The organism is Rhizobium sp. BR 315 (genome assembly GCF_050577975.1).
GTDB classification, from domain to species: Bacteria; Pseudomonadota; Alphaproteobacteria; order Rhizobiales; family Rhizobiaceae; genus Rhizobium; species Rhizobium miluonense.
The window spans coordinates 31,469-52,588 of the sequence record NZ_JARWKZ010000043.1 but is presented as its reverse complement, the minus strand read 5'-3'; the positions used below and the strand labels follow the sequence as shown (position 1 = coordinate 52,588).

At 59.3% G+C, this 21,120-nt stretch carries 20 protein-coding genes and 2 pseudogenes; 9 read left to right on the top strand and 13 right to left on the bottom strand.

Annotated features, from left to right (window positions below; genetic code table 11):
• Positions 1 to 717 (top strand): annotated as a pseudogene (locus QD409_RS27745) (ABC transporter ATP-binding protein); the annotation flags it as partial.
• A 236-nt stretch (positions 718 to 953) separates the two neighbouring features.
• Here QD409_RS27745 and QD409_RS27740 read toward each other — a convergent pair.
• Positions 954 to 1,742, bottom strand: a complete 789-nt coding sequence (locus QD409_RS27740) for a DeoR/GlpR family DNA-binding transcription regulator (RefSeq protein ID WP_092852973.1) — start codon at positions 1,740 to 1,742, stop codon at positions 954 to 956.
• A gap of 74 nt (positions 1,743 to 1,816) precedes the next feature.
• On the opposite strand from QD409_RS27740, the gene QD409_RS27735 reads away from it, so the two are divergent.
• From QD409_RS27735 to QD409_RS27715, 5 genes are all read left to right on the top strand, one after another.
• Positions 1,817 to 2,443: a TIGR00725 family protein gene (locus QD409_RS27735; RefSeq protein ID WP_430764180.1), complete on the top strand. Its 627-nt coding sequence runs from the start codon at positions 1,817 to 1,819 to the stop codon at positions 2,441 to 2,443.
• A gap of 86 nt (positions 2,444 to 2,529) precedes the next feature.
• Entirely contained in the window at positions 2,530 to 3,315 is a 786-nt protein-coding gene (locus QD409_RS27730) for an ABC transporter permease (protein ID WP_092852969.1), read from the top strand.
• Entirely contained in the window at positions 3,312 to 4,349 is a 1,038-nt protein-coding gene (locus tag QD409_RS27725; RefSeq protein ID WP_092852967.1) for an ABC transporter ATP-binding protein, read from the top strand. The genes QD409_RS27730 and QD409_RS27725 overlap by 4 nt, the downstream gene beginning before the upstream one ends.
• Positions 4,350 to 4,375: 26 nt before the next feature.
• Positions 4,376 to 5,455 carry an extracellular solute-binding protein gene (locus QD409_RS27720; RefSeq protein ID WP_430764179.1) on the top strand — a complete coding sequence of 360 codons (1,080 nt, stop codon included), beginning with the start codon at positions 4,376 to 4,378 and terminating at the stop codon, positions 5,453 to 5,455.
• A gap of 79 nt (positions 5,456 to 5,534) precedes the next feature.
• The gene (locus QD409_RS27715; RefSeq protein ID WP_139115090.1) at positions 5,535 to 6,359 is read left to right on the top strand and encodes an ABC transporter permease; all 825 of its coding nucleotides are present in this window, start codon (positions 5,535 to 5,537) and stop codon (positions 6,357 to 6,359) included.
• A gap of 55 nt (positions 6,360 to 6,414) precedes the next feature.
• Here QD409_RS27715 and QD409_RS27710 read toward each other — a convergent pair.
• The 9 genes and pseudogenes from QD409_RS27710 to QD409_RS27670 all read right to left on the bottom strand — a co-directional run.
• Positions 6,415 to 6,878, bottom strand: a pseudogene (locus QD409_RS27710) (integrase core domain-containing protein); the annotation flags it as partial.
• 44 nt (positions 6,879 to 6,922) lie between these two features.
• On the bottom strand, positions 6,923 to 8,722 hold the full coding sequence (gene atzF / locus QD409_RS27705; protein WP_430764178.1) for an allophanate hydrolase: 1,800 nt from the start codon (positions 8,720 to 8,722) through the stop codon (positions 6,923 to 6,925).
• Entirely contained in the window at positions 8,719 to 9,072 is a 354-nt protein-coding gene (locus QD409_RS27700) for a cupin domain-containing protein (RefSeq protein WP_092852961.1), read from the bottom strand. The genes atzF and QD409_RS27700 overlap by 4 nt, the downstream gene beginning before the upstream one ends.
• The gene (locus QD409_RS27695) at positions 9,065 to 9,733 is read right to left on the bottom strand and encodes a cysteine hydrolase family protein (protein ID WP_430764177.1); all 669 of its coding nucleotides are present in this window, start codon (positions 9,731 to 9,733) and stop codon (positions 9,065 to 9,067) included. Before QD409_RS27695 ends, QD409_RS27700 begins: the two co-directional genes overlap by 8 nt.
• Positions 9,733 to 11,283 (bottom strand): ABC transporter ATP-binding protein, encoded by a 1,551-nt coding sequence (locus QD409_RS27690; RefSeq protein ID WP_430764176.1) that lies wholly within the window; start codon positions 11,281 to 11,283, stop codon positions 9,733 to 9,735. The genes QD409_RS27695 and QD409_RS27690 overlap by 1 nt, the downstream gene beginning before the upstream one ends.
• Complete coding sequence (gene biuH, locus QD409_RS27685) at positions 11,280 to 11,993, bottom strand: biuret amidohydrolase (protein WP_430764175.1); 714 nt, start codon at positions 11,991 to 11,993, stop codon at positions 11,280 to 11,282. Before biuH ends, QD409_RS27690 begins: the two co-directional genes overlap by 4 nt.
• Before the next feature lie 11 nt (positions 11,994 to 12,004).
• Positions 12,005 to 12,931, bottom strand: a complete 927-nt coding sequence (locus QD409_RS27680; RefSeq protein ID WP_430764174.1) for an ABC transporter permease — start codon at positions 12,929 to 12,931, stop codon at positions 12,005 to 12,007.
• Entirely contained in the window at positions 12,931 to 14,061 is a 1,131-nt protein-coding gene (locus tag QD409_RS27675; protein ID WP_430764173.1) for an ABC transporter permease, read from the bottom strand. Before QD409_RS27675 ends, QD409_RS27680 begins: the two co-directional genes overlap by 1 nt.
• A 19-nt stretch (positions 14,062 to 14,080) precedes the next feature.
• A complete protein-coding gene (locus QD409_RS27670) occupies positions 14,081 to 15,208 on the bottom strand; it encodes a BMP family ABC transporter substrate-binding protein (protein ID WP_430764172.1) in 1,128 nt (375 codons plus the stop codon).
• A 338-nt stretch (positions 15,209 to 15,546) separates the two neighbouring features.
• Here QD409_RS27670 and QD409_RS27665 point away from each other — a divergent pair, with 338 nt between their 5' ends.
• Positions 15,547 to 16,218, top strand: coding sequence for a GntR family transcriptional regulator (locus QD409_RS27665; RefSeq protein ID WP_092852949.1), 672 nt, complete (start codon positions 15,547 to 15,549; stop codon positions 16,216 to 16,218).
• 446 nt (positions 16,219 to 16,664) lie between these two features.
• Here QD409_RS27665 and QD409_RS27660 read toward each other — a convergent pair whose 3' ends face one another.
• The 3 genes from QD409_RS27660 to QD409_RS27650 form a co-directional block, all read right to left on the bottom strand.
• The gene (locus QD409_RS27660; protein WP_430764171.1) at positions 16,665 to 17,279 is read right to left on the bottom strand and encodes an outer membrane protein; all 615 of its coding nucleotides are present in this window, start codon (positions 17,277 to 17,279) and stop codon (positions 16,665 to 16,667) included.
• Between the two features lie 236 nt (positions 17,280 to 17,515).
• On the bottom strand, positions 17,516 to 17,887 hold the full coding sequence (locus tag QD409_RS27655; RefSeq protein WP_430764170.1) for a hypothetical protein: 372 nt from the start codon (positions 17,885 to 17,887) through the stop codon (positions 17,516 to 17,518).
• 168 nt (positions 17,888 to 18,055) lie between these two features.
• The gene (locus QD409_RS27650; RefSeq protein WP_430764169.1) at positions 18,056 to 18,529 is read right to left on the bottom strand and encodes a hypothetical protein; all 474 of its coding nucleotides are present in this window, start codon (positions 18,527 to 18,529) and stop codon (positions 18,056 to 18,058) included.
• Between the two features lie 425 nt (positions 18,530 to 18,954).
• On the opposite strand from QD409_RS27650, the gene QD409_RS27645 reads away from it, so the two are divergent.
• Positions 18,955 to 19,689: a response regulator gene (locus QD409_RS27645; protein WP_430764168.1), complete on the top strand. Its 735-nt coding sequence runs from the start codon at positions 18,955 to 18,957 to the stop codon at positions 19,687 to 19,689.
• Complete coding sequence (locus tag QD409_RS27640; protein WP_430764167.1) at positions 19,686 to 21,074, top strand: ATP-binding protein; 1,389 nt, start codon at positions 19,686 to 19,688, stop codon at positions 21,072 to 21,074. Before QD409_RS27645 ends, QD409_RS27640 begins: the two co-directional genes overlap by 4 nt.
• The last annotated feature ends 46 nt before the right edge of the window (positions 21,075 to 21,120 follow it).

Below are 21,120 nucleotides of genomic sequence, written 5' to 3'. Positions count from 1 at the left end.
TTTTGCCTCGAACAGCAGAAGCTTGCCAAAGTTGAAATTGGCGCCCGCATCCAGCGCGCGGCCGAAACGCTACATATTTGGGAACTCTTGGAGCGCCGGCCCGGTCAACTCTCGGGCGGGCAGCGCCAGCGCGTCGCTATGGGCCGTGCCATCGTACGCAATCCCAAGGTCTTTCTGTTCGACGAGCCGCTCTCCAACCTCGATGCAAAACTGCGCGTTCAGATGCGCACGGAAATCAAGCGCCTGCATCAACTCCTGCCGACGACAACAGTCTATGTCACGCATGATCAGGTGGAAGCCATGACAATGGCCGATCGGGTCGTCGTGATGAACGGTGGCGTGATCGAACAGGCGGGACCACCACAGGAGCTCTATCATCGCCCCGTCAGYCAGTTCGTCGCCGGCTTCATCGGTTCGCCTGCAATGAATTTCCTTCCGGCACAATTGGCTTCGAGCGGCAAGGGACTCGCYGTTATTCTGGAGGACGGCACTTCCCTTGCCGTTCCRGACGYGCGCGTCAACGAATATGCGCGCCATGCCGGAAAATCGGTCGTTTTCGGCATGCGGCCGGAATCGATCAGCGATCGTCAACAGCGCCCAGGTCTCGCAAACGTTGAGGCCAAGATCGATTTGGTAGAGCCACTTGGTCCGGAAACCATGGTCTATTTTTCTATTGGCGATGCCAACCTATGTGCCTGTATCGATCCGGAGTGCGGGTGTTGATTTCCGCTGAGAACTGACCCGGGCTTTGAGACATGGCTTTTGAGCCGAGGATGGAGTGAACCCTTCGGGCTGGACCACGGGACGCTTCAAACTAAGCCGCCTGCTGGGTCAGTAGTGCGAGGATATTTGCCGGGCTACATGATGTTCCGGTTGCCAGCTCCGCGATCTCATTTGAGTTTGCCAAGATCGGCCTTAAAAAGCCGGACAATCGGAGCAAGCGAGGAAGGATTTCACGGCGTAACAACCTCAAGCCCGGCAGAATCAAAGAGTTCGCTCAGCCTTTCCGGAGGCTGCCCGTCGGTAACGAGCTTTGTAAGCAGCGTCAGAGGTGCTACCTGTGCGAGTGCGCGCCGTTCAAACTTCGATTGGTCGCCAACAATGATGGCCGCGTCGGAGCGACGAATGGCAGCCTGTTTTACCGCGATCTTCTCGAGGTCGTAGTCCATGACACTGCCATCGTCGTCGAAGCCGGAATAGCCAAGAAAAGCCATGTCGAAGCGGATAGCGGAAATTCCGGAGATCGTTGCGGCGCCGGCCAGCGATCCGTCTGCGCCACGGGACCTGCCGCCGAAAACGTGAAGTTCAAGATCCGCCTCTCCTGCGAGGATCATCCCGGTCGCGAGGCTAGTGGTGAACACGCGCAGGTCCGCATGGCGGCCACGCAGGTTTCGAGCCACGGCTTCGACGGTCGAGCCGACATCGAGGAAGATCGTGGCCCCGTCGGGAATGAGCGTCGCAGCAGCCTTCCCGATCCTGGTCTTGGCGTCTGCGGCGCGTAAGCGCTTCTCGCCATAACCTAGCCGGACCTCTGCTTCGGTTGGGCCGGCTCCCCCGTGGAATCTTTGCAGGAGCCGTAACCGGTCCAGATGAATGATGTCGCGCCGGATCGATTGCATCGAAACGTCGAAACGCTGCGACAGCGCCTCGAGCGTTGCATAACCGTGTTCGCCAACAATTTTGACGATATTGGCCTGACGGGGCGTCAACTCATCGCTTTGGTGTATTTCTTCATCTGTCATAAATCTTCCCTCGGTGTCATATAGCTTACAGGACTCGTGGCTGGACGCAACTGGCGAGTGGAGCAGATCACCGGATGATGAAATTGCAGTGGATAGAGCGGGACGGACAATTGATTTGCGGAGAACGTATCTTTGACCCCTCCGGACTGGAGTGGATTTCGGGCGCGATTTCCAACCATAACGCAGAGAATGTGACGCCTTCTCAGGCGCTTCAGAGATTGGCGGTGCGCCAATCTCTGAAGCGCGTTCCGATCGGTATCATCGGCCCGAGAGAGGCAACCCCGGCACAATATGACCTTGCAGAGCAGTTGGGCGCAGCATTGGCGGATCACGGTCTGCAGCTGCTGTGCGGCGGCAAGACCGGTGTCATGGAAGCGGCTTGCAAGGGCCACGCGTCAAAGGGTGGACTGCCTATCGGCATCCTGCCGGACGAGGAATGGCAGGCCGCGAACCCTTATGTCGCTATCCCCATTGCCTCTGGTATCGGCCCGGCCCGGAACGCCATCATCGCCCGGGCTTGTCTCGCTCTGATTGCCATTGGCGGCGGTGTCGGTACGCTTTCGGAAATGGCGCTTGGCTTGCAGTTTAACCGGGTCGTCCTTGCAATGGCCGATGCTCCACCCGTCATTGGCGCGTCCGTGATCGCCACGGTGGACGAGGCACTTGAGCGAATTGCGGCGCACCTCTTCAAGATAATGTAAGATTTCTTCCATATGTCATGAATCTATTACAAGCATTGACTAAAGGAGAGCACGACCTGATCTGAACAAGAGGAAGGGGTGCCGCCTTGCCCGTCATCGCGATCGCCTATTTGATATTCCTGGCCGCCCCGGTGCTGCTGCTTGCGCTCGGTTCCTTTGGCGAAAGCTGGAGCAACACACTTCTACCGACCGGCTTTACTGGACGCTGGTACGAGGAGCTCGCCAGCGACACCAGCTTTCGGCGTGCCTTTATCACCAGTCTTCAGATCGTCGGCACGACCTGCCTTCTGAACATGCTGATCGGCTTGCCGCTCGCTTATGCCATCCAGGCCGGCGCGCGGGGCGGCGTTCGTCTGGCTGCTCGGCTCGTTACGCTGATGCCCGTTGCAGTGCCCGAGCTTGTGCTCGCATTCGGCTTCATTCTCGTCTTTTCCTCCGATGCCTTGCCGTGGCTTGGCAGTTTCTGGCTATTGGCGGCGGGCCACCTTGTCCTCACTTTGCCCTACACGGTGACCGCGCTTGTCGCCGACATGGAGCAATTGCGCCTCGACGAATACGAGCATGCGGCCGCAACGCTCGGCGCTTCCTTTTTCGAGCGTCTGCGTGACGTCACGTTTCCGCTGCTGCAAACGAGCCTGATGTCGTCGATGCTGACGGTGGCGGCTCTTTCGATCGGCGAGTTCCAACTGTCCAACCTCATCTCCGGCTTCCTGTCGCGCACATATCCGGTCGTGCTGCTGCAGGCATTCTACGGCGCAACGGGCTTTGCCTGTGCCGCGACTATCGTTCTTCTCATTCTTGCCGCCTTGGCCTCACTGACCAGCAGCCTGACGGCCCGGTTCGCCGGCTCCACCAAAGCGAGATCCGCATGACCCTCAGATACGAAAACGTGAACTATACCTATCCCGGCGCGGCGACCGGTGTCTTCGACATCTCGCTTGAGATCGGCCGCGGTGAGTTACTCGCGATCATCGGGGCCTCAGGCTCGGGCAAGTCGACCATCCTCAAGCTCCTGGCCGGGTTTGTGAAGCCCGCCAGCGGCCGCATCCTGATCGACGGCAAGGATGTCGGCGACCGGGAACCAGAGGCCCGCAGGCTTGGTGTCGTGTTCCAAAACTACGCCCTCTTCCCGCATATGCGGCTGTGGGAGAATGTCGCCTATCCGCTGAAGGTGCGCGGCATCGCGAAGGCTGACCGCCGCGCGCGGGCGGTCGACATGCTTGGCCGCGTCGGCATGGGCAATCGCACGGACGACCTGCCGACCGCATTGTCGGGCGGACAGCAGCAGCGCGTAGCGCTCGCCCGCGCCCTGGTCTTCGAACCGCAGGGTCTTCTACTCGACGAGCCGCTATCGGCACTCGACGCCGGGCTGCGCGTCGAAATGCGCGACGAGATCCTGCGTGTACAGCGCGCCTCCGGTATCGCGACGCTGCTCGTCACCCACGACCAGGAAGAGGCGCTCTCGATCGCCGACAAGGTGGTGGTGATGCGCGAAGGGCGCCTCATCCAGATCGGCAAGCCGCGCGACCTCTACGAAACGCCGGTCAATGCATATGTCGCTGCCTTCGTCGGTCAGTCCAATCTCTGGCAGGGAAAGATCGCGGCGGACGGCCTTGTCGAGACTGCCATTGGCCCGCTTGCCTGCGAGACGCGAGGCAGGTCGAACGGCGATCAGGTGACAGTCTTTGTGCGTCCGGAGCGGATCGAGCCTGTTTTCGGGTCAACCGGCGGTGGTCTTCCGGGCCAGTTTGACGGAACCATTGCAGCCGACCGCTACCTCGGTCCGATCCGGCGTATCGATTTGGCCGTGTCCGGCGGGCTCATCCGTCTTGAAACCCATCTTCGCGAGCCGGTGACCTCCGTGGCGATCCCGCCCGATGCCGTGCGTCTTCTTCCTGCCAACTGAACCTATCAACCCAGTGAGGACTTTCCATGAACAGACGGCAATTCATCAGCACCGCCGCAGCCGCCGCAATGGCGCTGGGCTTTGCTCAGACAGCTTTCGCATTCGACGGCCCTGAACTCTACTCGGGCGAGAAGGCGCTCTACGAGAACGCTCTCAAGGAAGGGCTTATCGTGTCCTTCGACACAGGCCCGACCTGGGCCAACTGGGCTGGCCAGTTCAAGGCTTTCCAGAAGCGCTACCCGGGAGTCGAAATGGTCTATAACGACCTCGGTTCGGCAGCGACCGTCGTCGCCCTCGACAAATCGCGCAACCGGCTGCAGGCCGACACCGCATATTACTTTGCCGCTTCGGCGCTCGATGCTGCCAAGACCGGTGTTGTCGAGGGCTTCAAGCCGACTAACTTCGACCGCCTGCCCGAGGCGCTGCGAGAAAAGGACGGCCGATGGTTGACGGTTCACACACTGAGCGTCGCTTTCCTCGTCAACACCAAGCTAGTGAAGAACGTGCCGCAGAGCTGGGCTGACCTTTTGAAACCCGAATACAAGAACGCGATTGTCTATCAGGATCCGCGCTCGACAGGTCAGGGACAGGTGGTCACCTTCGCCGCTACCTTTGGCAATGGCGGCAGTATGGACAATATCACCCCTGGCATCGACTATCTCGGCAAGCTGACCAAGGCCGGCAACGTGCTGCGCACCGTCGGCACCACGCCCTATGCCCAGTTCCTCAAGGGCGAGATCCCGATCTGGATCGGCTATGAGAACGATGGTCTGAAGGCGAAGTTCGTCGATGGAATGGGCGACGGCGTCGCAGTCGTTATCCCCAAGGAAGCCTCCGCCGCTGCGCCCTACGCGATTTCGCTGGTCAAGAACGGCCCCAATCCGAATGCCGGCAAACTGTGGCTGAACTTCATCATGAGCGACGAAGGCCAGAAGATCTTCGCCGAAGGCTATGTCCGCCCGGCCGTTACCGGCATTGCTCTGCCAGAGACCGTTGCGGCGAAAATGCCCACGGCGCCGCAGGTGGTTCCGCTCGATATCGCCAATGCGACCGCCAAGAAGGGCGAAATCGACGCGGGCTGGGCCAAGGCCATTCTCGGCCAGTAGGCCGCTGACACCATGGCCGTCCGCGCAGGTTATGCGTGGACGGCGCCTGTTTCTTCATCCGTTCCAACGAGAGACGATCATGAGCACCCGCGCTTCAACATCCACGCTCGCTGCCTTTGCGGCGCCGGGTATAGTCACGCTTTGCCTGTTCTTCCTCGTGCCCGTCTGCGCCGTTCTGGTTGGCGCGGTTTCGGATGGCGGCAGCGCCTTCGTGCGCCTTGCTGCCGATCCGGTCTTCTGGAACGGTCTTCGGGGCACGCTGATCCTCGGAACCGCAGCACCATTGTTTTCTCTCGCCATTGGCTTCTGCGTCGCGCTAACACTATCGCGGTTGGCGCCGGGACTGCGCACCGCCGCCCTCATCGCCATATCGCTACCGTTGACATTCTCCGGCCTGATCGTTGCCTACGGTTTCATTCTGCTTCTCGGCCGCTCCGGCTTTGTAACGCTGCTGCTTGCAGAACTTGGTCTCGATCCGGCCGTCACCGGCGCATTCATCTTCTCGCCGATCGGGCTCGGGCTTGCCTATTCCTACTATCTCGTGCCGCGCGTCGTGCTGATCGTCTTGCCTGCGATCAGCAATTTCGACCGCAACCAGCTCATTGCCGCCCGCTCGCTTGGTGCTGGCGGAACTCGCGCGCTGTTCGACGTCATGCTGCCGCAGATCATGCCGAGTTTGGTCGCCGCTTTCTGCCTGACATCCGCCGTCGCCATCGGCGCCTACGGCACGGCGCTCGCACTCGTCGGCACTCAGGTCAACATCCTGCCACTCGTCCTCTACAGCAAGGTCTCGGAGACCGGCACCGACCTTCCGGCCGCCTCGGCCGCCTCTCTTGTTCTCGTCGCGATCTGCGCGGCTGTTGTCGCGTTGGGTGAGGCGGTGGGTGGCAGGCGGAAAAGCTAAGCCTCGGTGGCTCGCTGCCCACCAGGCATGACATCACCGCCTGCGAACTACGCACCTAGCTGTTTAGTCCGGGGAATTGACGGGTTGGATCGAGCTTGAATTGTTCGGGCTCTTTTGTCCAGCATTTACAGATGTATTCGTAGGGTGTGAGGCCTTGGAGGGTCTTGAGACGGCGACCGAAATTGTATGCGGATACAAAGTCTGTGAGGCGCTTGCGAAGCTGATCATGGCTCTCGTAGTAATAGCGTTTGACCGTAGCATCCTTGATTGTCCGGTTCATTCGCTCGACCTGGCCGTTGGTCCACGAATGTTTTGGCTTGGTCGTTCGGTGTTCGATATCGGCCCTGGCGCCGGAATATTCGAAGGCATGGGCCCGGAATATCTCGCCATTTGCGATTGCTTTCTTGATAAGCGGAACGGCTGAACCGCGGCCCCCGGCGTGGTGAACTGGATGCCGTTGTCGGTGAGAACGGTATGGATCCTGTAGGGGGCAGATTCGATCAGACGTAGCAAGAACTTCCTTTACACGCGCGAAGGCAGGCAATTCGATGTACCTTGTGGCCTTACGTCGTTGCCGCGACATAACTGCGCCATCCGCCATAGTGGGTGATGTCAGTCGCGTCAGCGATGGCGGCGGCTTCGACCAGAAATCCCTTGGCCGAAGTTCCGTCGGATAGGAAGAGGGTGCCGATGCCGAGGGGTGAGGGGATGGCCGCAACAAATTGGCCGAAAGCGGCCGGCGTCATTTGCCAGATCTCGACATCGATTTGACCGCCTGTCGTCTGTTCGACGCGGAGGAGCCCTGGCTTTGCCGGTATCTGGCCCGGCAGGGCATAAAGCCGGTAGCAATCCGTTGTGCGTGCTTTCCGCACAAAGCAACTGCCAAGGGCAAGCAGTTGTGGGTTTAGCGGCATGCCGGAGAGATGAGCACCGACAACCGCGATATCGATCAGCCCGGCCTCGTCAACGCTGATCGTATCTTTCGCCTCCGGCTGCAACCATCCGGTCGCGCCGAGCGTCAAGCCGCTGCTCCCATGAATGTCGAGCGCGAGCGAGGCGGTGAGGCCGTCGCGTCCCGAAGGCGCCAGCAAAGTGATGCTGGCTGGACGACCGTCGCTGCGTGTGCCGGTTGGCACTGCGATGCCGCATAGATCGAGAAGGTTGACGAAGTTGGTGTAGGTCCCGAGACGCGAATTCTCGCGGATCGGTTCGGCCTCGAGATCCGCGCGCGTATAATGCTTTGGGGCAGTCGGCACGCAGAGGAGATCGACCGAAGCGATCAGCGGAGCGACCTTCTGTTTCAGGTCTTGCAGAGCATAGAGGCCTTTAAAGGCGTCTGCGGCCGAAAGCTGTTTGGCGCCGCCGTAGATCTTGCGCGTGACAGGGTGAAAGCTTGCCTCGTTGGCGTCGAAGAAATCCTTCACCGCGGCATAGCGTTCCGCGACCCAGGCGCCTTCATAAAGTAGCTCCGCCACTCGGTAAAAATCGCCGAAGGGAACTTCCACCAGGCGATGGCCCAGTTCCGCCAACATGCGTAAGGCGTCGTCATAGGCTGCTTCCATGACGGCGTCGCCGAAAAAGAGCCGCTCCGCCTTTGTCGGCACACCAATGGTTAAGGCCGATGGCGTTCGGCCGAAGCCATCGGTTGAGACGGCCTTCGAATAAGCGTCCGCGGCGTCATGACGGGCGGCGACCATGAAGACCCGCCAGGCATCTTCGACCGTCAGCGCGAAGATCGATACGCAATCCAGCGTGCGGCAGGCAGGGATGACGCCGCTCGTCGACAATGCGCCGAGGCTCGGTTTCATGCCGACGATATTGTTCAGGCCGGCTGGAATACGACCCGACCCGGCGGTGTCGGTGCCGAGTGCAAAGCTGACGATACCCTGCGCCGTCGCCACGGCCGAGCCGGAACTCGAGCCGCCCGGCACCAGTTCGGCATCGATGGCATTGCGCGGAACAGGATAGGGCGTGCGGACGCCGACGAGGCCGGTTGCGAATTGATCGAGATTGGTCTTGCCGATCACCAGCGCGCCGGCCTCCTTCAGCAGGCGAACGACGGTGGCGTCGGTGTCCGGCATATAGGTGTAGTCGGGGCACGCGGCAGTCGTTGGCATGCCCGCAACATCGATATTGTCCTTGACGGCAAAGGGGATGCCCCAGAGTGGTTTTTCCGTCGGATCAAAGGCCCCGAGAGCGATCGCCTGTTCAAGCAGGCTCTCCTTGTCGGCAAGGTGCAGGAAGATACCGGGATCGTCGACCTCGGCAATGCGCGCAAAGACGGCCTCTATGAGGGCAGCAACCGTGCCGCCGCTCGCATAGAAGGCATGCAGGGAGGAAATGTCGAAGGCGGGGCTGGTCACGCGGTTTCCTCTTCCAATATTCTGACGGGCCGATCCCACTGGATCAGGACGACGCAGCCCGTATCACTCCAGACCGAATGCTCGGTCCCGGCGGCATTGACGATGTAGCAGCCCTTGGCGTAGTCGCCGGCCTCATCCGATTGTATGCCGTCGAGCACGAGAATGGTCTCCAGGCCCTCGTGCCGATGGCGGGGCACAGAAGCGCCGACCTCGTATTTCAGCAGGGCGACTCCCGGTTGGTCGCCCTTGAAGGGCTGAATCCAATGGACGGTAACACCATCCCGGAACGGACCAAAGGTCAGCTCCTTCCAGCCCCCCAGCGTCAACAGTTCGCGTGTCGTTTCAGGCATGGCTGATCGTCTCCAGGATATCGTCGACATGCGCCGTCCAGCCGACGATGGCGCCTTGCGCCCGGATCATCGCGATGGCCGCGGCTTTAAACTCTGGGAAGTAGCTTTCGGTTGCTTCTTCGGCGAGCAAGCATTCATAGCCGCGATCATTGGCCTCGCGCATGGTGGTTTGCACACAGACCTCCGTGGTGACGCCGGCGAAAACGAGCTGCTTGATATCCTTATGGTTCAGGATATCGCCGAGTTCGGTGGCGTAGAAGGCGCCCTTGCCCGGTTTTTCGATGACGATCTCGCCATCGATGGGGGCGAGTTCGGGAAGGATGGCCGTGCCCGGTTCGCCGGCGATGAGAATGCGGCCCATCGGTCCCTTGTCACCGATCCTGAGCGAAGGATTGCCGCGGCTGCGCTTGGCGGGCGGCAGGTCGGAGAGGTCGGGCTTGTGGCATTCCATCGTGTGGATAACCGGCAGGCCGGCATGGCGAAAGCCGGCGATCAGCCGCTTCACGTCAGGGATTATCTTCGTGATGCGGCTGACATCATTGCCGAGACTGGCGCCGAAACCGCCGGGCTCGGCAAAATCGCGCTGCATGTCGATGACGATCAACGCTACGGCCTCGCGTTGCAACGGGAAGGGAAAAGGTTGAGCCTTGATATCTGTCATCAGTGATGCCCCGCCATATGCGCGCCAATCACGGAGATATCCGCGGTCTGCGCCGGTGTTTCGTAGACGAGCTTGCCTTCGGAGATCACCATGATGCGATCTGACATTTCCAGAAGCTCGTCCAGGTCCTCCGACAAAAGCAGCACAGCGGCTCCTGCATTGCGGGCACGCATGATACGGGCGCGGATTTCGGCAACGGCGGAAAAGTCGAGGCCGAAGCAGGGATTGGAGACGATCAGCAGATCGACCTCTCCCGTCAGCTCCCGCGCTAAGACGGCGCGCTGGACGTTGCCGCCGGAAAGCGCCGCAATCGGGGAGGAGGATGAAACTGTCTTCACCTTGAAATCGGAGATCAGCGATATCGCGCGCTTCTTCATCCGGCCCCTGTTCAGCCAGATCGCGTCGGTGCCGTTCTCCTTCAGATCGAAGGTGCGGAAGGCGAGATTTTCGCTGACGGTCATGCGTGGCGCACAGGCATTCTGCAACGGCTCTTCGGGAATGAAGCGGACGTTGTTTTTCCGTGTCTCGGCCCGTGTGGCGCCGTAGATCTCGCCGTTGACACTGACCGATCCCTCCTGGGTCGGCCGCTGCCCGGCAAGGATCTCCGTCAGTTCCTTTTGGCCATTACCGGAAATGCCAGCGATGCCGACGATCTCGCCTGAGTGGACTGTCAGCCTGTCGATTTCGATGGCTTTCAAACCGGATCGGTCGGGCGCTATGACCCGCTCGACCTGCAACACCGCTTTCGCCGTATCCGTGACGGGAACCCGCGTGTCGAGCTCAGCAAGCTTGATGTCGCCAATCATCATCGAGGCCATATCGTCTGTCGAGAGTTCTCCGACTTTACCGCCGCCAACCAGCTTGCCGCGGCGCAGGATGGAGACCGCATCGGCGAATTTCGTCACCTCATGGAATTTGTGGCTGATCATCAACACGGTCAGTTCGCCGCGCTCGGTCATGTCTCGCACAAGGCCGAGCATCTCATCGGCCTCAGCCGGTGTCAGCACCGAGGTCGGTTCGTCGAGTATGAGGAAACTGCGGCCGAGATAAAGCTGCTTGACGATTTCGAGCTTCTGCTTTTCGCCGGCGGCAAGCTCGCTGACCCGCCGATCGAGCGGGATCTTGAAGGGCATTCGTTCCATGAAGACGGCAAGCGCTTTGCGTTCCTTGGCCCAGTTGACGATAGCTGGCACTTCAGCGCGGCTGATGACAAGGTTTTCAGCACCTGTCAGCGACGGCACCAGCGTAAAATGCTGGTAAACCATGCCAAGACCGTAGGTAGCTGCATCCTTCGGGGAGGCAACCGCGACTTCGTGGCCGTCCACCGACAGCGACCCAGAGGTCTGGTGGTAGAAGCCCATGAGGCATTTCACGAGGGTCGACTTGCCGGCGCCGTTCTCGCCGAGCAGCGCGTGAAAAGTACCGGCGGGAATGCTGACGGAGACATGGTCGAGCGCCGTAAAACTGCCAAAACGCATAGTCATTTCGTGCGTCTCGATGCCGACGGCCTTGCCGGCTTGCGGAAGGGGAGTATCGCGGATGACGCTCATGGCAATTGGCTCACAAGGTTCGCGGAATTGGAGACAGAGCCGAAGACGCCGCCCTGCATCTTCACCATCTTGATGGCCGCGAGGTGATTTCCATAATCGGTCGCGCCGCAGCAGTCCTCCAGCAGCAGGCATTCAAAGCCGCGATCGTTCGCCTCGCGCATGGTGGTATGAACGCAGACGTCAGTGGTGATGCCGGTGAGAATGATGTTCTCGATGCGCTTCTGGTTGAGGATCAGCTCCAGGTCGGTAGCACAGAAGGACCCCTTGCCGGGCTTGTCGATGATCGTCTCGCCGTCCATCGGCTTCAGCTCGTCGATGATGTCCCAGCCGGGCTCGCCGCGCACGAGGATGCGACCGCAAGGGCCGGCATCGCCAATGCCGGCATTGATGCGCTTCGAACGCCACCGCTTGTTGGCGGGCAGATCGGCAAGATCGGGTCGATGACCCTCGCGTGTGTGAATGATGTGGTAGTCTTTGGCACGCATGGCGGCCAGAACCCGTTTGATCGGCTCGATCGGCGCGCGCACCAGCGACAGGTCGTAACCCATGTGATCGACATAGCCGCCGGGGCCGCAGAAGTCCGTCTGCATGTCGATGATGATGAGGGCGGTATTGCCAGGTCGCAAGGCGCCATTATAGGGCCAGACATAGGGATCGGCATCGATATAGGCCAGCGTCTGGCTTGCGGGAGCAATGGCAGGATAGTTCATGGCTGACCTTCCTATTTGGTGAGCGAAAGCGCGCCGGGAGCGCCGCTAAGCGTGCGAGTGGGCGAGGACGTGATGATCATGATGACGAGCGTCAGCACGTAGGGAGCGGCGTAGAACAGATAATATCCTTGCGTCACGCCGACGGATTGCAGCGCCGGGCCGAGCGCCCCGGCACCGCCAAAGAGAATTGCGGCCACGAAGCAGCCGATCGGGTTCCAGCGGGCGAAGATCACCAGCGCCACGGCCATCAGGCCCTGGCCTGATGAGATGCGCTCGTTCCAGGAGCCCGGATAATAAAGCGAGAGATAGGCGCCGCCGATTGCCGCCAGCGAGCCGCCGACGGCGGTTGCCAGCAGCCGGACACGGTCGGGATTGATGCCCATGGCGCGCGCCGCATCCGTGCTGTCGCCGACGACGCGCAGCATAAGGCCGATCCTGGTGTTCCCGAATGCCCACCAGAGCACGAGGGCGAGGACCGCACCGAGAATGAAAAGTATATTGATATTCAACGCCGCCTGCACCGGCTGCAGGCTCGACCAGAAACCGAAGGGGATCGCCGGCAGGTGCGGCGCGACCGGCTGGATGAAGGACTTGCCGAGAAAGAAGGCAAGGCCGAGGCCGAATTGCATCATGGCGATGCCTATGGCGATGTCGTTGACCTTCGGCCACTTGCAGATCCAGCCGTGCACCGCGCCGAAGGTCGCCCCGCTCGCCATCGCAGCCAGAACGCCGAGCCAGGCGGAGCCGCTCATCACGGCGACGGCATATGCCGTCATGGCGCCGAAGACGAGCGTGCCCTCAAGGCCGAGATTGATGCGGCCGGAACGCTCGGTGATCGTCTCGCCGAGGCTGACGAAGATGAAGGGCGTCGAGACGCGGATAGCGCCGGCAAGGATGGCAAGGGGTACGCCCCAGAGACCGATTGCTGTATCGTCCATCATGCACTCCTTTTCCAGAGATCAGGATTGAAGATCTTGAAGCGGCCATAGAAGGTTTCGCAGAAGAGGATCACGATGAAGAGCGTGCCCTGTAGGACGAGGACCGTCGCGTCGGGCAGGCCCATGCGGCGCTGGATCAGGCCGCCGGACGCATCGATACCGCCAAGAAGAATGGCGACAGGGATGATCGCCAGCGGATTGTGCCGCGCTAGAAAGGCGACGAGAATGCCGGTATAACCATAGCCGGCGGCAAGTGACGCATTGGCGCTGCCCTGGACCGCGGCGACCTCGATCATACCGGCAAGCCCGGCGAAGCTGCCGGCAATCGCCGTGAAACCGGCGATCAATTGTCCCACAGGCAAACCCTGGATCTGTGCGGCTCGAACATTGCCGCCGGCGATGCGAGCGGCGAAGCCATAGCTGGTCATCTCGAGCAATATCCACGAGACGATACAGGCGATGATACCGATAACGAGGCCCCAGTGCACATCCATGCCTGGGATGTTGCCGAGCATGTAGTCGTGCGGCAGCGGCTTGGTGGAGGGCTTGTTGAGGCTTGCCGGGTCGCGCAGCGCACCTTCGACGAACTGGTTCATCAAAGCGATTGCGATATAGGCGAGTAACAGCGAAGAGATGGTTTCGTTGACGCCGCGATAGTGGCGCAGGAATCCGGCAAGGCCGATCCAGATACCACCCATCACCATGGCGGCAACCGCCATGAGAGCAAGAACGATGATCGGCGGTAACAGGCCGACGATCGGCAGTGCGATCGCCGCTGCCGCCACGCCGCCGAGAACGACGGCGCCTTCGCCGCCGATGATGACGAGACCTAGCCTCGCCGGCAAAGCGACGCAGAGCGCGGTGAGCAGCAGCGGAGAAGCGCGGCTCAGGCTGTTTTGGATGGAAAACCAGCTGCCGAAGCCGCCGGCGTACATGAAGCGATAGAGGTCGGCCGGCGATTTGCCGACCGCCAGGATAAACAGGGAGAACAGTGCCAGGCCGACCAGGATTGCGCCAAGCGTGATCACCAGTGGCTCGGCCCGCCGCGCGATCCATTCGAGGGCGGGACGCAGCAGCATCTGTCTTTGCGCAGCGATGGACAATGCGGACTCGTTGACTTCAACCGTCATGACGCTTCTCCCTCGATGATCAGGCTGTGGAGCCGGCAACGCCTTCGACGAGATAGTTCATGCTTTCGAGTTCGATAGCGTCCTCGGCGAAGCTCTTGTCCGCAGTGATGACGACGTTGCCCTTATTGTCCTTAATCGGGCCCTTGAAGACCGAAAAGCTACCGGCCTTCATCTGAGCCAGAGTCGCCTCGAATTTCTTGCGGGATTCGTCGGAAACGCCAGGTCCGAGCGGGCTCATCTTGACGAAGCCATCCTTCAGCCCGCCGCGGACGAAATTGCCAAGCTTTTCACCGGCCTGCGCCTTCTTGACGAAGTCCGAGTAGACATTGCCCCACGCCCACTCCGCGCCGGTCAGGTACTTGGCCGGAGCAAGGGGGCTCTGGTTGGCGTGATAGCCACAGACGAAGGCACCACGACCGGCGGCGGTTTCGACGACGACCTTCGGGCTATCGACATGGCAGGTAATGACGTCGGCCCCCTGGTCGATCAGCGCGTTGGTGGCCTCGGCCTCCTTGACGGCCAGCGACCATTCGCCGGTGAAGATCACCTGGCAGGTGATGGCCGGATCGACGGAGCGGGCACCGAGCAAAAAGGCGTTGATGTTCTGTAGAACCTGCGGAATCGGCTTGGCGGCAACAAAGCCGATCTTCTTGCTCTTCGTGGCATAACCGGCAGTCACGCCGTTCAGATACTGGCCCTGGAAGATGTAGCCGAAATAGGAGCCGGTATTGGCCGGATTCTTGCCGGCCTGCCAGAGGCCGCCGCAATGGCGAAACTGGATGTTGGGATATTTGGCGGCCATGGCCAGCATATGCGGATCGAAATAGCCGAAGGAGGTCGGGAAGATCAGCGTGGCGCCGTCAAGATTGATCATCGATTCCATCGTCTTTTGAACGTCGACGGTTTCGGGGACGTTTTCCTCTTCAACAACGGTGACGCCGGGAAGTGCCTTGGCGACGGCAGCGCCTTCGGCATGGGCCTGGTTGTAGCCGTAGTCATCTTTCGGACCGACATAGATGAAGCCGACGGTAAGCGCGGTCTGTGCGTAGGCGCGAGATGCCAGAAGGCCCGGCGCGACGCTGACGAGTGCGCCTGCTGCCGATGCCTGGAGAAAGTTGCGGCGATTCATGTGAAGGAGTCTGGTCATGGGAATGCTCCTTGAGGGCGGGAGCCCGGTTCGTGAAGAGAGTTGCATGAAAGTGTATGCAATACCCATGCCAGATAGTAAGATATTGATATTATTGAATTAAGATTTTTGAGAATGTTTGGTGGCAAAAAGTGCATGCAGATTTCATTCGAGCTGTGCTCATAAGTAGGCAATGCACTTTTTTTAATCTGAATTTAGAAAGATGAATGCGTACGAGCTGTGAGCGAGAGTTTCAGCGTGAAAAAATATATTTTAAAAACAAATGATTAACTCGACAATTGACTTTATTATCGGAGTGCATACATCTGTATGCACGAACTAAGGATTCGCGTATTCCTGTGAAGCAGATCAAGCGCAAGGAAATTGTCAGGGCCGGAACGACCGTCGAACAGATGGTGCGGGCCGTTGCGGATATGATTGTAACGGGTGCGCTCCTGCCTGGGGAGAAGCTTGACGAAATAACACTCGCTAGCCGCTTCGAGGTATCGCGGACCCCGGTTCGCGAAGCGCTACGCGAACTTGGCGCGATGGGTCTTGTTGGCCGCGAACCGAATCGTAGCGCTGTCGTGACGAATGTTAGTGGTGCCTATCTGCATTCGATGTTTGAGGCGATGGCGGAGCTGGAAGCCATTTGCGCGCGCCTATCTGCGGAACGAATGACCGTTGATGAACGTCGAACGCTGGAGCTCGAACATCGCGCTTCCGCACGGCTGGTGCGTGCAGGCGCCGAGGAAGATTATGCCACATACAATGTCGAGTTTCATAACCAGCTCTATCGTGGCGCGCACAACGACCATATTTTCGAGCTGGTGACACAGACCCGCGCCCGACTTGCGCCCTTCCGTCGCGCGCAGTTCCGTCTTCCCGGGCGCCTGGCCAAATCCTTCGATGAGCACGACATCATCGTCACCGCGATTATGCGCGCGGACGCTCAGGCGGCCAGGCAGGCCGCCTATTCCCATGTCGCCAACGTCAGCGATGCCAGCGTTGTCTTTGCTGAACACCGGTAGCACCTTTTCGTCTGGACGGCGGAAAAGGCCAAGGTTTAGACTCTAGCGATCGTGGCTCGTTGGGCTATTGGAACAGCGCCTGCAGCGGATCGCAAAACTCTCCATACCTCTTTTGCATCAACGTCATAGCGTGGATCGCGCGTTCGTTTTCCTTCAAGAGCTATAATCTTAATTGATGAACGTGAGTGTTACGCGATCCATATGTCTGTCGAAAACGAGCGTGTGAATCTCTTTGGTCGACCTTTCATATCGAGGGAGGTAGCAACGATTGAAGAATTAGGAGAGCCCAGACCCTCGGCAGGGACAGGGCTGGCAAGATTGACGGTCGCCATGACCGACGAGCTTTTCAACTATACCCGTGATCGTCGGACTGAAGATTTTGTCGTCAGCCCAATTGCCGGTTAACCTGGAGGTCTTGGCTAGCACCGCACCAATGTTGCTTTCTTTCAGAATTTGTAGCTTGCGCCAACGAGGATCTTGTTCTGTGTGGCGCCAAATTTCCCGAACGCCGACCCGAAATCCTTGTTTCCGAAATCCGAATAGCGGTATTCGCCGCGAACGATAACGTTGCCGGTGACGGCGTGCTCGATGCCGCTGCCAGCCGTCCAGCCGATCAGGATGTCGTCTTTCTTGCCGACAGCAGGGACGTCAACCTTGCCGCCGGCGGCAGCGACACCGGCTGTCGCGAAGAACAGCGTTCGATCCAGGGCGTAACCGACGCGAGCGCGGCCGGACGCATCCCACTCGAGATTTGTCTCCTTCTTGTCCTTAAAGCTGTAGTTAAAATCGTTTTCGATACCGTAGACGATGTTGCCGGATTGGAAATTATATCCGGCATGAACTCCGGCCGTGCCGTCGTCGAGATTCCGGCCTGTGCCGAGACCTGTTCCCTTATTCCAGACGTAACCACCCTGCGCACCGAGATAAAAGCCAGACCAGTCATAGGCTGAATAACCCTGCTCGGCGGCTGGCGCAGAATGTTCGTAGGTGAGATCGGCTGCCAAGGCCGGGGCGGCCAGAAATGACGCCAGAGCGCCAACGACGAAGAGTTTGATATGCATAGTGGAAGTGCCTCATGTATTGCACCAACGGAAAGGCGTTCGCGTGTCGCATCGGCCCGGCTCATAAGGTGACTATGCCGTCCGCAAGATTGCTGAGTGTGCTTTCATGTTCAGTTTTGTTGCGGCGGCGAAAACCACGTCTGGGCAGCCATAGAACGCAAGGCCGGCCGGCGGCCGCCGCCAACGTTCGTCCAGAATGTCCATGTGGTACCGGCGCGCATCTGCGCTGATCTTTGTCAGTCTTGGTCATGGACCACACCGACGATCTCGCCCCCGCGCGAGACGCTCACCAGTAGATCATCGCCGTCACGCCAGGCCCTGATCAAAAAGCGCTCGCCGACATCCCTTACGTCTCTGACGCGATAGCCCCGCCGCTCAAGCAGGCGAACCGCATCGTTCGGCCCGAAGTTTGCCCGGTGCGGTGCCCATTTGCTTCGCCGGTCATGATCGCTGTTCCATCGCTGAAGGAAGTCCGCCTCTACCTGGGCATCGTCGTCATAAGATCCCGAATCCTGGCCCTTATGAATGACGACCTGTGCCCTGGCAGGCACCACAGATGAAGCCATCATGATCACGGCAGCGGCCAATGCAGCTTTGCGTAGTCTCATCGTTCGATCCTTTCCGTCGCTAAACCGGTAAACGTCCGAGGGCTCTCAGCCGTCGGTTCGCCGATCCTGGCCCGTTCCGTTTTGTTCTGTGTGCCTTTTGATTGAGAAATGTTGCGAAAAAAATGGGGGTGGGATCAGTAATGATCCGGCCTCGACCGGCTGGACGCCTTAGATGATGGCGTTGGAAGAAAAGCTGTCGATGAACGCGGCCGCGACATCGCAGGCAATCAGCATATGAAGCAAAAAAATCAGAAACGCTCGCCGGGCGGATAGGTTTGCGGCATCGCGCTCTTCGTCCTGTCCCGCGGTTCGGCCTGCGTACCTGACCGCGACTGTCGCAAGGCAGAGAATGTTGAGGATCGCGAATTGCCACGGGCTGGCGACAAGCACACACAACAAGGCGTTTCCAATCAAGCAGATCGGGAAATCCGGAGATTTGCGAGCGTGGAGGATGCGTTTGGCATCTCTCAGCGAGAAGACGGCATCTTTCAATTGCCTATTGTTCGCCATGAGTTTCTCCGGACGCAATTTCATCGCATCCATCGAAACGGATTCTCGGAGGACAGGGTGTTCTTTTGTGTTGCAGCAGATTTCATTTGATGACGAAGGTTCTGATGGTTTGAACGCAATAAGGGCTAACAAACGAAAACACGTTGCTGCGAGCGCAGCTTCAGAATTGGCGGAACCGGTACGGGATCTACCATCAACGCATGCATGGCTGCGAACTTCCGAACTCCAGCCTGATAAAGTGCTGCGAGGACCGAGCCGAGGCTGCCTTGACCGGGAAACGTTGCAAAAGCGCGGATCCCAACATTTCCCAACATTTCAGAACAGAAGATCACGACAGTTTGGCTATTCTAGCCGGAGCATTTTGTCATGTGCGACATAAAGAGCTTAGAGAGCACTATCGAAACAAGGCAGGAAACATTGCCGGCTTCATCGCGACTGTCGCTGGACGGTGATGATTGTGCCAGAGTTCTGGCGTGACACATCCGTACTCGGGTGAGATGATCGTCTTGACGGGTGCTGAGCCCTTGATCACTCGAAAACACATGATGGCCACTTGAATGTCGTTAGTTGAACGAACCGCAAGCATCCCGAATATTCTCATCGTGGAGGACGATTCCGATATCGCCGGCATGCTGGTCGACTTGATGAAGGCCAACGGCTTCGATGCGTATTCCGTTGGCAACGGCGCCGAGATGGATCGGCAGCTCAACCGCCGCAAGTTCGATCTGATCGTGCTCGACGGGATGCTGCCAGGCGAAGACGGATTTAATATCTGCATGCGGTTGCGGGCATCGAGCTCCATTCCTATGCTCATGCTCACTGCCCGCCGAGAAGATATCGACCGGATTCTCGGGCTTGAACTCGGCGCCGACGACTACGTCACCAAGCCGTTCAATTCTCGCGAACTGCTGGCCCGCATAAAAAGTATTTTGCGCCGGAGCTCTCTCTCGCAGCGGAGGGAAGACGTTTCCGCGACAATGACGTTCTCCGGGTGGCGGATTGATGGGAACAGCCGACAACTGTTCGATGCGGACGGCGACGAAGTCTCGATGACCACGGCCGAGTTCGATCTGCTTTGGGCGTTCTGTTGCAATCCCAATAAGGTTCTGACACGCGAACAGCTCTTGTCGATGACCCATGCCGGCTCAGCAGGCCCGATCGAGCGCAGCATAGATCCTCACATCAGCCGCATCCGCCAGAAAATCGAACCCAATCTCAAGGAGCCTGCCTTCATCAAGACAGTGCGCCTCGGCGGTTATTTGTTTGCAGCCACCGTCCGGAGGCTTCCGTGAACAGTCTTCGTACCGCTTCCATCCGGGCACAGATCCTTGTCCTGGCGATCCTCCTGACGCTCCTGGTGTCGGTTATCGCTGCGACTACGGAGCCCTTCATCTTTGGCCGACACGACCAGGGAATAAGGATTGGCCTGCTGGCCGGACATATCGAGCGCGTTGTCGATGAATTCACGCAGGCCCATTCTGCCGATGCCACTGCGAACGTGTCGCGCCTGGCTGAGCAACTGGGCCTTTCGGTGGAGGTTCTGTCTGCGAAAAATCTTCCGGCCGGCGGTTTGACCGTGGCGAGTGCCACCAACGTCTTGCAGGGGGTTCGAAGCGCGCTGGAGGATGGCTTCCTCTATACTGTTGGTCATCTGCCGGATAAGGAAGACAGATCGCGACCGCTAATCGTGAAGATCGATGAGGATAGGGCTCTCCTTTTCCACCTGCCGACGTTTCCTCGGTATTTGTGGTTCTTCCCTGCCGTCGCAAGCGGGATCCTCAAGATCGTTCTTCCTCTGATTATTCTCGCTTATGTGAGCAGTTGGTTGATCACGAAGCCACTCATTCGCTTCGCGGCCGATGCCAAGAGGGCTAGCACCGATGATGGTCTGGAAATGCCGTTCACGGTGACAGGCTCTTCGGAACTGAGAAGCCTCGCAACCTCTCTCAACGTCATGCGCGGCAGGATCTTGGAGATGGCCGAAGCGCGAACCAGAATGCTGAGCGGCATGAGCCATGATTTGCGCACGCCGCTCACGAGGTTGCGCATGCGAGCGGAGCGTTGCGAGCCCGCTGAACTGCAGAAGAAAATGATCGAAGACCTGAGGGTTCTGGATTCGATGATTGACGAAGCTCTCGCATTTCTTTCAAACACAGCCTATTCGGCGCCTTCCCGCAAGGTCGATCTTTCCAGCCTGCTCCAGACGATCGCGACCGATTTCTGCGAAACCGGCGCCAATGTCAGCTTTTCCGGGCCTCGCCGCCTCAAATACGTTTGTCGCCCGCAGGCGATCACTCGCGCGATCTCCAATCTGGTCGAGAATGCGTCTCGCTACGCCACGAAGGTTGATATCGAGCTCAGAGAGGCGGCGGACGGCAGCGTCTCAATCCGCGTTAGCGACAATGGGCCGGGCCTCAGCGACGATCTCAAGGTCAAGGTCTTGCAGCCCTTCTTCAAGGTCGAAACCGCGCGGACCACCGGGACGGGAGGCGGTTTTGGTCTCGGCCTCCCGACCGCCGAAGGAATCATCCGGAAAGGGCATGGCGGAAGTCTCGTGCTCCTGGATGGAAAGCCCAAAGGGCTCGTTGCGGAGATCCGGCTTCCGCCGCGTGGTACGACAGAAAGCCGGGGCCTGACGGCAATCAGCAGTGCCGGCGGCATGCGCAATATCTCCTAACATTAAAGCAAACACTGCAACGCGCGGCCCGATAGAACTCGCTTCC